Source organism: Polynucleobacter sp. 39-46-10 (assembly GCF_002282275.1).
In genome coordinates this window covers 1-15800 of sequence record NZ_NCJB01000037.1, presented here as the reverse complement: position 1 = coordinate 15800, position 15800 = coordinate 1, and the positions used below count along the sequence as shown (strand labels likewise).

Sequence of the window (15800 nt, the reverse complement as noted above, 5' to 3'; positions counted from 1 at the left end):
AATGGCCGCTATTACCGCTGCAATGGTTGGCGAGTTACGCGCCAAGACTGATGCTCCGATGATGGAGTGCAAAAAAGCATTGACTGAAGCTGATGGCGACATGGCTCGTGCAGAAGAAATTCTGCGTGTAAAGCTCGGTAGCAAGGCTGGTAAAGCAGCCTCTCGTGTTACTGCTGAAGGTATTGTTGCTTCAGCGATTAATGGCACTACAGGTAGTTTGCTTGAAGTGAACTGCGAAACTGACTTCGTTTCAAAAAATGATGATTTCCTGGCGTTTACACAAGCCTGCGCTAATCTGATTTCTGAAAAGAATCCAGCTGACGTTGCTGCATTACTTGCATTGCCAATGAACGGTCAAACCGTTGATGAAGTTCGTAGCGCCTTAATCGGTAAGATCGGCGAGAACATCATGCCGCGTCGCTTCAAGCGTTTTGCTGGTAGCAATAAGTTGGTTTCTTACCTCCACGGTACTCGTATCGGTGTTATGGTTGAGTTCGAGGGTGATGAAACTGCAGCTAAAGACGTAGCAATGCACATTGCTGCAATGAAGCCAGTGGCTTTGTCGATGGCTGATGTTCCTGCTGAAGCCATTGCTGTTGAGCGTAGCGTTGCCGTTCAAAAGGCTGCTGAATCTGGCAAACCACCAGAAATCGTTGAGAAGATGGTTGAAGGTTCCATTCAGAAGTACCTCAAAGAGGTTTCTTTGTTGAACCAAACTTTCGTTAAAAACGACAAGCAATCTGTTGAGCAAATGCTCAAGGCCGCTAACACCACAATCAAGGGTTTCACCATGTTTGTTGTGGGTGAGGGCATTGAGAAGCGTCAAGACGACTTTGCGGCTGAGGTTGCTGCTCAGGTTGCCGCTGCTAAAGGTGCTTAATTAGCCCCAAAACTGCTGGGCCTACCCAGTAAGGCTGTAATACCCAAAAGGGCGTGGAAATCTCGGTTTCTATGCCCTTTTGTTTGATCTGTGCCAAGCCCTTTATAATTTGGACAAGATATTAAAAAGTACTTAAAGATCAATAAGCTAAGCAAGAAAACTGCTTGGCAAATTACGGAAAATAAAACAATGCCAGCCTACAAACGTGTTCTCTTAAAACTCTCTGGTGAAGCCCTTATGGGGGATGATGCTTTCGGTATCAATCCAGTCACTATTGATTCCATGGTGAAAGAAATTGCCGATGTAGTGAATAGCGGCGTTCAGTTGGCTATCGTGATCGGTGGCGGAAATATTTTCCGCGGTGTAGCGGGTGGCGCAGCCGGCATGGATCGTGCAACAGCTGACTACATGGGCATGCTGGCCACCATGATGAACTCCCTTGCACTACAGGATGCTTTGCGCCAAAAAGGTGTTGAAGCTCGCGTCCAGTCTGCTTTGAGAATGGATCAAGTGGTTGAACCTTACATTCGTCCTCGTGCGATTCGTGCATTGAGCGAAGGCAAGGTCGTTATTTTTGCCGCAGGTACCGGTAATCCGTTCTTTACTACCGATACTGCAGCTGCTTTGCGTGGCGCTGAGATGGCTGCAGAGATCGTTCTAAAGGCCACTAAGGTGGATGGCATTTATAGCGCCGATCCAATGAAGGACCCAACAGCCACTCTTTACAAAACAATTACTTTTGATGAAGCAATCATCAAAAACTTGCAAGTGATGGACGCAACTGCCTTTGCATTGTGTCGTGATCGTAAATTACCAATCAAAGTATTTTCAATTCTCAAACCAGGTGCATTAATGCGTGTGGTTCAGGGTGAATCTGAAGGCACTTTAGTACACGTTTAATAGGAGGCTTGATGTCCGCAACAGAAATTAAAACCACTACCGATCAAAAGATGCAGAAGTCTCTTGAGGCTTTGAAGTCCAATTTGGCGAAAATTCGTTCTGGCCGTGCAAACCCAGGAATTTTGGAGCACATCCAGGTGGATTACTACGGTAATCCAACCCCATTGAGCCAAGTTGCTAGCTTAGGTTTGGCTGATGCTAGAACGATTAACGTCCAACCATTTGAGAAAACCATGGTCGGCGCAATTGAGAAGGCGATTCGTGATTCTGATTTAGGTCTCAATCCAGCATCACAGGGTACAGTGATACGTGTACCAATGCCAGCATTGACTGAAGAGCGTCGTCGTGATTTGACTAAAGTAGTGAAGAACGAAGGTGAGGATGCAAAAATCGCCGTACGTAATTTGCGTCGTGATGCCAATGAGCACCTCAAGCGCCTCACTAAAGATAAAGAAATTTCTGAGGATGACGAGCGTCGCGCTACTGACGACATTCAGAAGATGACTGATCGTACGGTTATTGAGATCGATAAGATCGTCTCTGAAAAAGAAAAAGAGATCATGACGGTTTAATCGTCAGACTCATTTCTTATTATTCGTTTCATGACACAGCACACTAGCTCTACCTTGATTATTCCGGAGGTTAGGGCTATTCCTCGTCATGTTGCCATCATCATGGACGGTAACGGACGCTGGGCTAGCAAGCGCTTTATGCCGCGGGTTGCCGGACATTCAGAAGGGCTTGGCGCTGTTCGTAAGATTGTTCAAGAGTGTCGTCGTCTTGGCGTTGAATATCTCACCGTGTTTGCTTTTAGCTCTGAAAATTGGCGTCGCCCACCGGAAGAGGTGGGCTTTTTAATGAAGCTGTTTTTGAAGTCATTAAAAAGTGAAGTCTCTCGTCTTGCTGAAAACGATATCTCTTTGCGCCTAGTGGGTGACTTGAGCCGTTTTGATTCTGCGATTCAAGAGATGGTGCAATTCTCTGAAGAGAAAACAGCTGGCTGCAAAGGACTCACTTTTACGATTGCGGCTAACTATGGCGGCCGCTGGGATATCTTGCAGGCGATACGTCAATGTTTAGCTGCCAACCCTGGCTTGAAGCCCGAACAAGTCTCCGAAGAATTATTGCAAGCCCATCTATCAATGGCTTATGCACCAGAGCCTGATTTATTTATTCGTACCGGTGGCGAGCAACGAGTGAGCAACTTCTTATTGTGGCAACTAGCCTATACCGAGTTGTATTTCACGGATATCCTTTGGCCTGATTTTGATGAAGCCGAATTACACAAGGCTTTCGATTGGTTTAGTCAGCGCGAGCGTCGCTTTGGGCGCACGAGTGCTCAGTTGGCTTCTGAGCCATTGAGCGACGCAGTTTAGTAATCCACATCCCTCTTATGTTAATAACTCGAATCATTACTGCCACTATCTTGATGGCAGTGCTATTGCCTATTTTGTTTTTATTGCCACCAATCTATCTGGGCATATTTTTCCTCATCGCATTGCTTGCTGCCGCTTGGGAGTGGAGTCGCATGATTGCTCCAGGAGCTAAGAAATCTGCCTGGCTTTATGCTGTTTTTTGCTTGGTCATTATTTTATTTTTGCTGGGTATGCAGGCAATCGCATGGCAGTTCTCTTTGCTGATGATGGCGGTCTTATTTTGGTTTTTTATAGCACCATTCATTTTGTTAAAAGGGATGAACCTTTCTTTAGAAAAGTTCAAAGCTTTTTACAGCATTCTGGGCTTGATCATTCTTCCGGCGACTTGGTTCGCCTTAGTTTTCTTACGTGAGCTCGGTTTAGTCTTCTTATTAAGCAGTATGGCTTTAGTTTGGGTTGCTGATATTGGAGCCTACTTTGTTGGTAAGGCGTTTGGTAAACACAAGCTGGCAGTTCATATCAGTCCGGGGAAGTCGATTGAGGGCGCTGTAGGCGGCCTATTTCTTTGTTATGTCTATGCATTCTTATGTGTCACGTATTTACCGCTAGGTGATACATTATTTGGCGCTTGGGCTATCCGATTTGGCTGGGTGCCAATGTTTGTGATGGTCACAGTATTGGCGGCTTTCAGCGTCTTCGGAGATTTGTTTGAGTCTCAGTTAAAGCGCCTAGCTGGAGTTAAAGATAGTAGCCATCTGTTGCCTGGCCATGGTGGCGTGCTCGATCGTGTTGATGCGCTCATACCAACAATGCCAATTGCCGCTTTATTAGCTGGATTGATTTAATGTCTCCAAAACAGGTTGCCATCCTAGGATCCACTGGATCGATTGGTGTTAACACCTTAGATGTAATCCGTGCTCATCCTGAGCGTTTCAAAGTGGTGGCTTTGACAGCTGCAAAACAAGTGCAACGTTTAGCTGAGCAGTGCATTGAATTTAATCCAGCCATTGCAGTGGTAGCCGATGCCGATGGTGCTACCGAACTAAGTCGAATCTTGCAAGAAAAAAAGCTTACTACTCAGGTTCTCTACGGACCGCAGGCATTAGTTGAGGCTGTAACCGAGTCTGGATGTGACACTGTCATGGCGGCGATTGTGGGGGCGGCCGGTCTAGTGCCCGCTCTAGCTGCAGCACAAGCAGGTAAGAGAGTATTGCTCGCCAATAAAGAAGCGCTAGTGATGTCGGGCAATTTATTTATGCAGGCGATGAAGGCGGGGGGCGGTGAACTGCTCCCTATCGACAGTGAGCACAATGCAATCTTCCAATGTCTGCCAGATCGCTTTACCAAAAATCCATCCGAGCATTTGGGTGTTGAAGAGCTGTGGTTAACCGCCTCTGGTGGCCCATTCAGGGATAGATCGCTTGCAGATTTAGCAAGCATTACTCCTGAGGAAGCTTGTGCCCACCCAAACTGGGTAATGGGTAGAAAAATTTCAGTTGATTCGGCGACGATGATGAACAAAGGTCTAGAAGTGATCGAAGCCTATTGGTTGTTCGGTTTGCCTCTAGAAAAAATTAAGGTTTTGATTCATCCGCAGAGCGTTGTGCACTCGATGGTGCGTTATCGCGATGGCTCAGTGCTGGCGCAAATGGGTCAGCCTGATATGCGTACGCCAATTGCTTATGGCCTGGCTTGGCCTGATCGTATTGATGCTGGTGTTTCTCCCTTAAATCTGACTCAGTTGTCTGGTCTTAGCTTTACGGAACCCAATTTTGCTCAATTTCCTTGTTTGAGTTTAGCCTTTGCTGCTGCAAAAGCAGGAGCTACTGCTCCCGCTATATTGAATGCTGCCAATGAAGTTGCTGTTGCAGCTTTCTTAGATGACGGCTTACCTTACTTAAAGATTTCGGATGTTGTTGAGCACTGTTTGAATACCTTACCTCCGGTTTCAGCAGATTCTTTGCAAACCATTCTTGAGGCTGATGCTCTTGCCCGTCAGACCGCGAATCAGTTCATTCGCGCACTTCAGAATTAAATTGGTAGATTTGTGCAGGCCTTAATTACGCTTGGCGCATTCTTAGTCACACTGGGTGTATTGGTGAGCTTTCATGAGTACGGCCATTTTTTGGCGGCTCGTTTATGTGGAGTTAAGGTACTTCGATTTGCCTTGGGATTTGGTAAACCACTTTTTACTTTTCACGCCCGCAATGGTACCGAGTGGGTGCTCGCCTCTATTCCTCTGGGTGGCTACGTCAAACTGCTCGATGGTCGCGATAGTCAGCAAGCCATTCCAGAAAAAGAACGTTCTGAATCATTTGATGTAAAGCCTCTTTGGCAGCGTTCTTTGATCGTAGCGGCAGGACCCTTTGCCAACTTCCTGCTGGCAGTTATTTTATTCTCTGTACTTTACGTATCGGGCGTGCCTCAGTTGCCTGCTCGACTCCAAACTCCGCTTGAACAATCAGTTGCTGCAAAACTTGGAGTAGCGGTAGGGGATCAAGTCATTGGATGGCAATCCCTCTCATCCGACTACAGTGGTGCCCCGATTCTGGAGGATTTTGATACTGTTTCAAGTTGGAATGCCTTGCGTTGGCTTTTATTGGATGCGCTTACTGAGGGGCAGGGTTTTGCTTTGGAGATACAGGATATCTCTGGCGCTCGCCATGTTAAGTCCTTTAGACAGGGTGATTTACCCCCAGTTACACCAGAATCTGACCCATTTCAAGCACTAGGCTTGCTTCCCCAGGTCAGCCCACCCTCAGAGTGGAAAGAGCTTAAATTAGGCCCTATTGATGCCCTAGGTTTTGCCGGTCAGCGAGTTTATTTGATAAGCAAGGTCTCCATGAGGCTAATGCTGGGTTTATTTACCGGCAAAACAACCCTAAAACAGCTGGGCGGGCCTTTGAGCATTGCGGATATGGCAGGGAAGTCTGTCCAAGTCGGCTGGCAGCCATTTGTGTCCTTCTTAGCCCTCATGAGTATCAGTATTGGACTCTTGAATTTAGTGCCTTTACCAATGCTAGACGGGGGTCAGCTCCTGTATGATGCATGGGAGTTGGTTGTTGGTAAGCGAATGTCAATATCCGCGCAGGAAAAGCTCCAAAAAGTGGGTTTTTTGCTGCTGATATCTCTTTCCTTGCTAGCCTTGTTTAATGATTTGCAACGCTACCTTTCACCTTGAATTTTTTGACCTCTTCTCTCCGCTCCGTAGCTCGATTTGTTGCTCAAGTCGCTTTCATTTTTGCGGCTAGTTTCTGCATTAACGCGCAGGCAGCTGATCCATTCGTTATCAAAGATATTCGAATAGAAGGTTTGCAGCGAGTGGAGCCGGGAACTGTATTTAGCTATCTGCCAGTTCAGGTGGGCGATTCTTTTACAGAAGAGAAGAGTGCTGAGGCCATCAAGGCTTTGTACAGCACCGGCTTTTTCCGAGATGTACAAATTCAGGCTCAAGGTAACGTCCTGATCGTCATTATTGAAGAGCGCCCAACAATCTCTCGCATCGAATTTACTGGGATGAAAGAGTTTGACCAGGAAGTGGTACGTAAATCCTTAAAAGCAGTGGGTGTAGCAGAAGCTCGCTTCTATGACAAAGCTTTAATTGACAAAGCTGAGCAAGAGCTCAAGCGTCAGTATGTCGGTAAGGGCATGTATGCAGCTGAGGTAGTTGCAACTGTTACCCCAGTGGAGCGCAATCAAGTAGCGATTTATTTCAATATTGATGAAGGCCCTGTGGCCAAGATCCAAGAGATTAATTTCATCGGTAACAATGTCTTTAGCGAAAGTACGCTCAAAAGCCAAATGCAGTTAAAAACGGGTGGCTGGCTTTCTTGGTACAGCAAGGACAATTTGTACTCCAAGCAAAAGCTCACGGCTGACTTAGAGAACATCCGCTCTTACTACCTCAATCGTGGTTACCTCGAATTTGTCATTGAATCCACTCAGGTTTCCATTACCCCGGACAAAAAAGGCATCTACCTCACGATTAGTATTCGCGAGGGTAATAAGTTCACAGTAAAAGATGTCCGCTTAGCAGGTGAATTATTGGGCAAGGAAGCTGAGTTGATTCAGCTAGTAACTCTCAAGCCGGGGGACACCTTCTCCTCCGCTAAGTTGACCGAGAGTACCAAGGCGATTGCAGAAATTTTAGGTTCGTATGGTTATGCGTTTGCAACCATTAATCCGCAGCCAGATATTCGTCGCGATCTGAGTGAAGTTGATTTAACACTCGTGGTGGATCCAGGACGTCGCGTCTATGTGCGTCAAGTGAATGTCACTGGAAATGCCAAGACTCGAGATATGGTTATTCGTCGTGAGATGCGTCAGTTCGAAAGCTCCTGGTTCGACAGTGAAAAAATTGACCTGTCTAAAAAACGTTTAGGTCGATTGGGTTATTTCACTGAGACTGATGTTTCTACGCAAGATGTCCCTGGATCTCCAGATCAGGTTGACGTGAACGTGAAGGTGGCTGAAAAGCCAACTGGCGCGATTACCTTAGGTGCTGGTTTCTCATCTACCGAGAAGTTGATTCTCTCTGCCGGTATTAACCAGGAAAATGCCTTCGGTACAGGTACCGCAGTGGGCTTGAATTTCTCTCTCGGTAAGATTAATCAAAGTTTGGCCTTGTCAAACTACGATCCTTACTTCACGGAAGATGGCATTAGCCGCTTCACTGATTTGTACTATCGCTCATCCAAACCGCTGTATTACACCGGCGATCCAGATTATCAAATCAAGTCTGTTGGTAGCAATATTAAGTTTGGTGTTCCTTATACCGAGGTGGATCGAGTCTTCTTTGGTACCGGATTTGAGGTATTCCAAATTCAATCCAGTATTAATACGCCAACACCGTACTTAAACTACATGCAGGACTACGGCATTGCTGCCCCTGGTTACCCTGCGACACTGAATACTTATAACGTTCCAATCACAATCGGTTGGTCACGTGATGGTCGCGATAGCGCACTGATTCCATCATCAGGATCTTTGCAACAACTGAATGCTGAAGTTGGAACACCAGTCGGCAACATGATGTTCTATCGTCTGTTTGGTCAGTATCAAAAATATCACTCCTTCTCAAAGGGCAATATCCTGTCCTTTAACGGTGAAGTTGGTTATGGTGAGGCTTACGGCAAGTACCCATTCCCAATTACTAAAAACTACTATGTTGGTGGTATTGGATCGGTTCGAGGCTATGCCCCTGGATCGCTAGGACCTACCTACGTCAATACCTATACTGGCTTGAATCAGCCTACCGGCGGTCAGTCTAAAATTGTTAGTAACGTTGAGTACACCGTCCCTGTTCCTGGATCTGGCGTTGATAAAACCTTGCGCGTATTTGGTTTCGTGGATGGTGGTAATGTCTATAACGAAAATATCAATCTCGTCTTGCGATATTCTTATGGCTTAGGTTTATCATGGATATCACCACTGGGCCCACTAAAGTTCAGCTATGGTATTCCGATCAAATCATTGCCAACGGATAATGTGCAGCGTTTGCAGTTCCAGGTCGGTACAGCGTTTTAATTGTTTAAGGAAAGTTTTATGAAGCTTCATCAATCTTCTAAATGGATTCAATACGGCTTAATAGCTGTGTCATCAATGATTGCTTTGCCGCAGGCATTTGCTCAGGATGCTGGAACACGAGTTGCAGCTGTGAACGTTGAAAAGGTATTCAACGAATCCAATATGGCCAAAGCAAGCCAGACCAAATTACAAAATGAATTTACAAAGCGCCAGTCTGAAATTCGCGATAGCGCTGAAAAAATTAAGTCCGCTGCTGAAAAATTAGATCGTGACTCAGCAGTAATGCCTGAGGCAGAGCGTTTGCGTCGTCAACGTGAGTTGGCAGATCAAGACCGCGAATTGCAACGCAAGCAACGTGAGTACACAGAAGATCTGAATCAGCGCAACTTCGAAGAGCGCGCCAAGATTGCTGAAAAAGCCAATCAAGCCCTCAAGCAAATTGCTGACCAAAGAAAAATTGATGTCATTATTCAAGATCCAGCCTATGCCAATCCAAAGGTTGATGTTACTGATGATGTCATCAAGGCTTTGAATAGTCTCAAGTAAGTTTTATGCCCACCGCCATCGAGCTGGCCGAACAGTTTCAACTAAGCTTGGTGGGGGATGGCTCCCTCGCGCTTCAGGGTCTTGCTCCACTCGAGCGAGCCCAGTCTAGCCAAATCTCCTTTCTTTCCAATCCACTGTATCGCCAACAGGCTAGTGATAGTTCGGCGGGTGGATTGATTGTTAGCAAAGCGGATTTGGATTTTCTTCAAGCGAACCCTAGCAGTACCTCAGCTGGGCGGGTATATTTTGTTTCCAAGAATCCATACGCTACTTTTGCCAGAATGGCGCAGCACTTTTCTAGGGTTTCAGTCCCTGTTTATGTACCTGGAATCCATCCAAGTTCAGCCATCGATTCTTCTGTAAAGCTTCCTACTTCCTGCCATATTGGACCATTTGTACAAATCGGCCCTGGCGTGAAATTGGGCGAGCGTGTCACCTTATTAGGCAATACTTCAGTTGCTAGAAATTCTACTATTGGCAGTGACACTTTAATTTACCCAAATGCCTCTATTTATTCAGAGACTATTATTGGTGAGCGATGCATTATTCATAGCGGTGCTGTGATTGGTGCGGATGGTTTTGGTTTTGCGCCTGACTTTTCGTCCACGGGGGGTGAGTGGGTCAAGATCCCTCAAACGGGTGCCGTGGTTATTGGTAATGATGTTGAAGTTGGTGCATCAACCACAATCGATCGTGGCGCCATGAGCGATACCATCATAGGCAATGGAACGAAGATTGATAACCAAGTGCAAATTGCGCACAACGTAGTAGTTGGTAGCTGCTGTGTGATTGCCGGTTGTGCTGCGATCTCAGGAAGCACCAAGATTGGTAACTTCTGCATTATTGGTGGTGCAGCCAACTTTGCTGGACATCTCACGATTGCAGACAGAACAACGGTGTCTGGTAACACCTCAATTATTCGTTCTATTTCCGAGCCGGGTCAGCATTACACGGGTGTTTATCCATCCATGCTGCATAGTGCTTGGGAGAAAAACGCTGCGATTCTGCGCGGTCTCGATAAAATACGCCAACGCTTACGATTATTAGATAAGTCTAAATAAACTCATCAGCATTTTAAAAAAATTTAAATACTTTATTCAGCAGGTAAACACATGAGCAAACCCATCGCTATCGACATCAATCAAATTTTGAAGTTGTTGCCACATCGCTACCCATTCTTATTGGTTGATCGTGTTCTAGAGATTGAGCCTCGTCAAAGTATTACCGCCTTGAAGAACGTCACGATGAATGAACCGTTTTTTCAGGGGCACTTTCCTGATTTTCCGGTAATGCCGGGTGTTTTAATTATTGAGGCACTTGCTCAAACTGCTGCCCTTCTCACTTTTTCGGAAGTCCGTGAAGAGAATGCTATTTACTACTTTGCTGGTATTGATGGTGCTCGCTTTAAGAAACCAGTATTGCCTGGCGATCAGCTGATCATGACGGCTAAGCTAGAGCGTGAACGCGCTGGCATCTACAAGTTTCAAGTGCAGGCTACTGTTGATGGTGAGCTTGCTGCTGAGGCGAATATTACTTGTGCTGTTCGTACGAAAGGTGCGTAATGACTCGGATTCATGCATCCGCTGTAGTTGATTGCAAAGCTGAGATCGCTAGCGACGTAGAAATTGGCCCATATTCTGTTATTGGCCCAAACGTCAAAATTGGTGCTGGCAGCAAGATTGGCTCACATACTGTGATCGAGGGTTACACCACGATCGGCAAAGAGAATACCTTTGCGCACTTTGCTGCTATTGGTGGCGCTCCCCAGGATATGAAATACCGTGGCGAGCCTACCCAATTGATTATTGGTGATCGCAATACGATTCGTGAGTTCACTACCATTCATACGGGTACATCTCAGGATGAAGGTATCACCAGAATTGGTGATGACAACTGGATCATGGCTTATGTACATATTGCCCATGATTGCCAAATCGGTAACCATACTATTTTCTCGAGTAACGCACAAATTGCCGGTCATGTGAAGGTGAGTGATTGGGCGATTATGGGTGGCATGTCTGGCGTGCATCAATTTGTCCGCATAGGTCAACATGCTATGTTGGGCGGTGCTTCTGCATTAGTGCAAGATATTCCGCCATTTGTGATTGCGGCTGGAGATAAGGCTTCTCCACACGGCATTAACGTGGAAGGTTTAAAGCGTCGCGGTTTCTCAAGTGAAACGATTTCTGCATTGCGTCAGGCGTATAAGGTTCTCTACAAAGATGGCCTGAGTTTCGAAGAGGCAAAGGTAGAGATTCAGAAGATGGCACTCGCTAGCGCATCTGATGCCGCTACCGCAGAAAAGCTGACAGAGTTCCATGACTTTATTGCCGCCTCTACGCGCGGCATTATTCGCTAGAGTAAATCAGTGTCCAAACTTGCTTGTGTTGCCGGAGAACCTTCGGGTGACTTACTGGCTGCGCCAGTATTAAGCGCACTAAAGCAGATCCCCGATACCTCCAGGTTGGAGGTCTACGGGATTGGTGGTCCCCGCATGCAGGCAGAAGGTCTGCGCTCAGATTGGCCAATGGAGACACTTAGTGTTCGCGGTTACGTTGAGGCAATCAAGCAATTGCCTGCTATTCTCAAGCTACGAAAAGAACTCATTGCCAATTTGCTCGGCGAAGGACGCCCTGATGTCTACTTGGGTATTGATGCTCCAGATTTCAATTTAGGGGTTGAGTTAGCTTTGCGCAAAGCCGGTATTCCAACCTTACATTTTGTTTCACCATCCATTTGGGCTTGGCGAGCAGGGCGCATTACGAAGATTAAGCAGGCAGTAGAACGCATGCTCTGTATCTTTCCCTTCGAAACTGAGATTTACGAACGTGCTGGCATTAGTGCGACTTATGTTGGACATCCGCTAGCAAGCGAGATTCCATTGGAATCCAACCCAGCGGCTGCTAAGCAGAAAATTGAAAAAATCTTAAACCTGCCTGCTAATACATTAAATGGAATTGTGGTTTCCGTTCTCCCTGGTAGTCGCGGTTCTGAGATTGAGCTCATTGCGCCAGTCTTTTTTGAAACGATTGCAGAGCTTGTGAAGCGCATGCCAGGACAATTCCTACACTTTGTAGTTCCAGTTGCAACCCCACGACTGCGTGAACCGCTTGAGACTTTGCTCAAAAACGCTCTGGAGAAAAATCCAAGCCTGGATATTTATTTGATCGATGGTGAGGCTGATGCTGTTCTTGAGGCTGCTGATGTCGTGTTGATTGCCAGCGGCACAGCTACATTACAGGCGGCACTTTGGAAAAAGCCCATGGTGATTTCTTATAAGGTGCCCTGGTTGACTGCGCAGATCATGAAACGACAGGGCTACTTACCTTATGTTGGTTTACCGAATATCCTTTGTGGCGAGTTTGTTGTCCCAGAGCTTTTGCAGGATGATGCAACCCCAATAAAGTTGGCTGATGCCTTATTGGCCTGGCTAAATAACCCCAGCAAAGTTGCCCAACTAAAAACACGTTTTGCAGCGATGCATGAGACCCTGCGTAGGCCCACGGGGTTATTGGTAGCGCAGGCCGTGGCACAAACGATTACTGCCGCTAAAAATCGGACTACTGTGTGAGCCTAATTTGGGTATGTGGTGTTGATGAGGCAGGACGCGGCCCATTAGCGGGGGCGGTTGTCGCTGGTGCCGTCGTTCTCGATCCCGGTAATCCTATTGCTGGATTAAAAGATTCTAAGAAGTTATCAGCTGCAAGACGCGAGTTTCTATTTGAGCAAATTCAACTCAAGGCGAAGGCTTGGGGTCTTGGTGAGGCGAGTCCAATTGAGATTGATGAAATTAATATTTTGCAAGCGACAATGTTAGCAATGCGCCGTGCTATTGAAGATCTCACCTCACGTTTAGGTGCTTGGCCTGATAAGGCGTTAATTGATGGCAATCGCTGCCCTGAACTTCCCATATCAGCTGAGGCTATCGTTAAGGGCGATACCAAAGAGCCAGCGATTTCAGCAGCATCGATTCTGGCTAAGGTGACGCGTGATCGTCAAATGATGGCTTTGCATGAACTCCATCCGCAGTATGGCTTTGCGCAGCACATGGGTTATCCAACAGAAGCGCATTTCGCTGCCTTAAAAGAATTTGGCACCTGCGATCAACATCGTCGCAGCTTTTCACCGGTTCGCAATGTGCTGGCACTGCATAGTTGATAATCCCATCTATGAAAATTGAATTTATCAGCTCAAAAGACAATTCCCTGTTTAAGGAAATTCGTCAACTACAAGCTACCGGCCCTAAAGGTCAAAAGGCTCGATTTGCTTGTGGCCAGGCTTTGCTTGAAGGAATTCATTTGGTGCAAACCTGGGTAGGCAATCCAGCACTCAAGACTATAATGACATCTGAATTGGGCTTGCAGAATCCAGAGATCGCCCAAGCGGTTTATGACCATTTTGAAATTTGTCCCGAGACTCGCGTTTATCAATTGGATAAAGGCCTCTGGGATTTACTATCTGACTTAGTCAATGCTCCGCAAATTGCGGGATTGCTAGATCTCCCTGAAACTGCATTAAATCCTCAAAATTCGGTTGCTACGATTGCTGGTGATGTGATTATTTTGGATCGCATTCAAGATGCAGGTAATGTGGGCTCTATATTGCGCACCGCTGCTGCGGCTGGCTTCACTCAAGTAATTGCATTAACAGGTTGCGCTCATCTGTGGTCTAGCAAAGTATTGCGCGCCGGTATGGGTGCTCATCGATTACTTGATCTTTATGAAGGTTGGTCAACTCAGCAAGTGCTTAGTGCTGTAACTGCGCCTTTGCTGGCGGCTACCGCTGACGGTGAGTTAGATCTCTTCAATATGGCCAAAGTATTAACGCATCCCGTTGCTTGGGTAATGGGAAGTGAAGGGCAGGGTGTTTCTGAAGGCCTGATGGCTCAAGCTAAAGGCGTATCAATCCCAATTGATCCTAGAGTTGAATCTCTCAATGTTTCTACAGCAGCAGCCATCTGCCTATTTGAGACTGTGCGAGTTAGGCGCGGTTAGCTGATTACTCAGGTAGTATTACTCACACCATATTTTTTAGGATTGAATGAGCTTCCAATACGACAAAAGGTTTTTAATATCTGGCCTCATTATGTTGGTGCTTGGGCTTGTAGCACCAATCTACTCGCCGTATGCATTAGCCAAAATTGGCCTCTTGCAGGCTCACTTAATTGGAGCAGTACAAGCTTTAGTATTTTTTTCTTTCGCTTGGATGTGGCCTCAACTATCCCTCCCGAAATTTACCAAAGTCATTGCCACTTTCTCCCTCTACGTCTCTTTATGGGCTAACTGGATTGGCACTTTGTTTGTCGGCATTTTTGGCGCTGGAAAAGAGCAATATATTGTGAATCAAGATCTTGTTCCAGGCGCCACGGGCTTTTGGAATACAGCAACCCTATTGCTGATTAATCTCTCTCAGTTGGCTGTATTGGCGGTGATATTGGCCATCGTTGGTTTTCTGGGATGGGTCTGGACAAGCAAAAAAGAGCGAGTCACTAACGTCATCTCCTTGATGTTGCTGATAACTCTGCTGTTAATCAGCCTTTTCCAAACCTTTAATCCAGAATTTTCAAACGGATAAACAGGTTTTTTAACCTAAGATTGTTTTATCCGACTTAATGGATTGCAATACCGTAGTAGCAATCTCTTCAATCGATTTGCTGGTTGTAGCCACCCAAGGAATGGATTCCTTTTTCATCATAGCGGTAGCTTCATTAATTTCGTAGCGGCAGTTTTCTAGCTTGGCATAGTTGCTACCAGGGCGTCGCTCATTGCGAATCTCTGACAAACGCTCGGCATCAATCATTAAGCCAAAAATCTTATTGCGGTAGGGGATTAAATCCTTGGGTAACTGCCCACGTTCAAAATCCTCGGGTATCAGAGGGTAGTTGGCCGCTTTCATGCCATATTGCATTGCCAAGTAAAGACTGGTTGGCGTTTTACCCACTCGGGAGATACCAACCAAAATGACATCAGCTTCCGCCAGGTTGCGGTTTGACTGCCCATCATCGTGGGCTAGGGAGTAGTTAATAGCCTCAATCCGGTTTTTATAGGCTTCGGTATCCGCATTGTGGTGCAGGCGGTTCATGGCATGGGTCGATTTGACACCTAGGGCTTGCTCCAAGGGTGCTACAAAAGTCTGGAACATATCCAGAATCAAGCCATTAGCCTTACCGACAATCTTGTTGAGCTCGGGATTCACCAAAGTGGTGAAAACTATGGGTTTTACCCCATATTTAGAGGCCGCCTGGTTGATGCTAGAAACGGCGTCATGGGCTTTTTCAGGACTATCTACAAAAGGCACCCGAATATGCTTAAAAGTGGCCTCAAATTGAGCCAAAATCGACTGACTGAAGTTCTCGGCGGTAATTCCAGTGCCATCAGAAACGATAAAAACAATACGGGTTTGGGTAGACATGAGGTTGGCCTAAAAGTCGTGGTCAGCACTACAATATGTAGTTAATGAAGTATGCCGTATTTTATTCGGCCGCTCGACCAGTTTCCTTATCTTTAGAGAGTATTTTATGTCCAACCAACAGCAACAAAGTAACGATGTAGCAAATGCCTATGTTTTGCCTT

General features: G+C 46.3%; 17 protein-coding genes. 16 read left to right on the top strand and 1 reads right to left on the bottom strand.

What is annotated here, in order from left to right; translation table 11 throughout:
* The first annotated feature begins 1 nt into the window (after window position 1).
* From tsf to B7X71_RS05060, 16 genes are all read left to right on the top strand, one after another.
* Window positions 2-880 carry a translation elongation factor Ts gene (tsf, locus tag B7X71_RS05135; RefSeq protein ID WP_293597350.1) on the top strand — a complete coding sequence of 293 codons (879 nt, stop codon included), beginning with the start codon at window positions 2-4 and terminating at the stop codon, window positions 878-880.
* Window positions 881-1069: 189 nt separating this feature from the next.
* Entirely contained in the window at window positions 1070-1780 is a 711-nt protein-coding gene (gene pyrH / locus B7X71_RS05130; RefSeq protein ID WP_215374847.1) for a UMP kinase, read from the top strand.
* 11 nt (window positions 1781-1791) lie between these two features.
* On the top strand, window positions 1792-2352 hold the full coding sequence (gene frr, locus B7X71_RS05125) for a ribosome recycling factor (protein WP_293597349.1): 561 nt from the start codon (window positions 1792-1794) through the stop codon (window positions 2350-2352).
* Between the two features lie 30 nt (window positions 2353-2382).
* On the top strand, window positions 2383-3156 hold the full coding sequence (gene uppS, locus B7X71_RS05120) for a polyprenyl diphosphate synthase (protein ID WP_293597348.1): 774 nt from the start codon (window positions 2383-2385) through the stop codon (window positions 3154-3156).
* Between the two features lie 17 nt (window positions 3157-3173).
* Window positions 3174-4001, top strand: coding sequence for a phosphatidate cytidylyltransferase (locus tag B7X71_RS05115; protein ID WP_293597347.1), 828 nt, complete (start codon window positions 3174-3176; stop codon window positions 3999-4001).
* Window positions 4001-5191, top strand: coding sequence for a 1-deoxy-D-xylulose-5-phosphate reductoisomerase (gene ispC / locus B7X71_RS05110; RefSeq protein ID WP_293597346.1), 1191 nt, complete (start codon window positions 4001-4003; stop codon window positions 5189-5191). The genes B7X71_RS05115 and ispC overlap by 1 nt, the downstream gene beginning before the upstream one ends.
* Before the next feature lie 12 nt (window positions 5192-5203).
* Window positions 5204-6337: an RIP metalloprotease gene (locus tag B7X71_RS05105; RefSeq protein WP_293597345.1), complete on the top strand. Its 1134-nt coding sequence runs from the start codon at window positions 5204-5206 to the stop codon at window positions 6335-6337.
* 56 nt (window positions 6338-6393) lie between these two features.
* Window positions 6394-8682 (top strand): outer membrane protein assembly factor BamA, encoded by a 2289-nt coding sequence (gene bamA, locus B7X71_RS05100; protein ID WP_293597351.1) that lies wholly within the window; start codon window positions 6394-6396, stop codon window positions 8680-8682.
* 18 nt (window positions 8683-8700) lie between these two features.
* Window positions 8701-9228: an OmpH family outer membrane protein gene (locus B7X71_RS05095; protein ID WP_293597344.1), complete on the top strand. Its 528-nt coding sequence runs from the start codon at window positions 8701-8703 to the stop codon at window positions 9226-9228.
* A gap of 5 nt (window positions 9229-9233) precedes the next feature.
* Entirely contained in the window at window positions 9234-10289 is a 1056-nt protein-coding gene (gene lpxD, locus B7X71_RS05090) for a UDP-3-O-(3-hydroxymyristoyl)glucosamine N-acyltransferase (protein WP_293597343.1), read from the top strand.
* Window positions 10290-10340: 51 nt separating this feature from the next.
* Window positions 10341-10790 (top strand): 3-hydroxyacyl-ACP dehydratase FabZ, encoded by a 450-nt coding sequence (gene fabZ / locus B7X71_RS05085; protein WP_015421422.1) that lies wholly within the window; start codon window positions 10341-10343, stop codon window positions 10788-10790.
* On the top strand, window positions 10790-11587 hold the full coding sequence (lpxA, locus tag B7X71_RS05080) for an acyl-ACP--UDP-N-acetylglucosamine O-acyltransferase (RefSeq protein WP_293597342.1): 798 nt from the start codon (window positions 10790-10792) through the stop codon (window positions 11585-11587). Before fabZ ends, lpxA begins: the two co-directional genes overlap by 1 nt.
* Window positions 11588-11596: 9 nt before the next feature.
* Window positions 11597-12799 (top strand): lipid-A-disaccharide synthase, encoded by a 1203-nt coding sequence (lpxB, locus tag B7X71_RS05075; protein ID WP_293597341.1) that lies wholly within the window; start codon window positions 11597-11599, stop codon window positions 12797-12799.
* Window positions 12796-13386: a ribonuclease HII gene (gene rnhB, locus B7X71_RS05070; RefSeq protein WP_293597340.1), complete on the top strand. Its 591-nt coding sequence runs from the start codon at window positions 12796-12798 to the stop codon at window positions 13384-13386. The genes lpxB and rnhB overlap by 4 nt, the downstream gene beginning before the upstream one ends.
* 11 nt (window positions 13387-13397) lie before the next feature.
* The gene (locus B7X71_RS05065) at window positions 13398-14222 is read left to right on the top strand and encodes an RNA methyltransferase (protein WP_293597339.1); all 825 of its coding nucleotides are present in this window, start codon (window positions 13398-13400) and stop codon (window positions 14220-14222) included.
* A gap of 91 nt (window positions 14223-14313) precedes the next feature.
* Complete coding sequence (locus B7X71_RS05060) at window positions 14314-14802, top strand: hypothetical protein (protein WP_293600287.1); 489 nt, start codon at window positions 14314-14316, stop codon at window positions 14800-14802.
* Between the two features lie 9 nt (window positions 14803-14811).
* Here the strand turns inward: B7X71_RS05060 and B7X71_RS05055 are convergent, their stop codons facing one another.
* Complete coding sequence (locus B7X71_RS05055) at window positions 14812-15639, bottom strand: pyruvate, water dikinase regulatory protein (protein WP_293597337.1); 828 nt, start codon at window positions 15637-15639, stop codon at window positions 14812-14814.
* Window positions 15640-15800 lie beyond the last annotated feature (161 nt).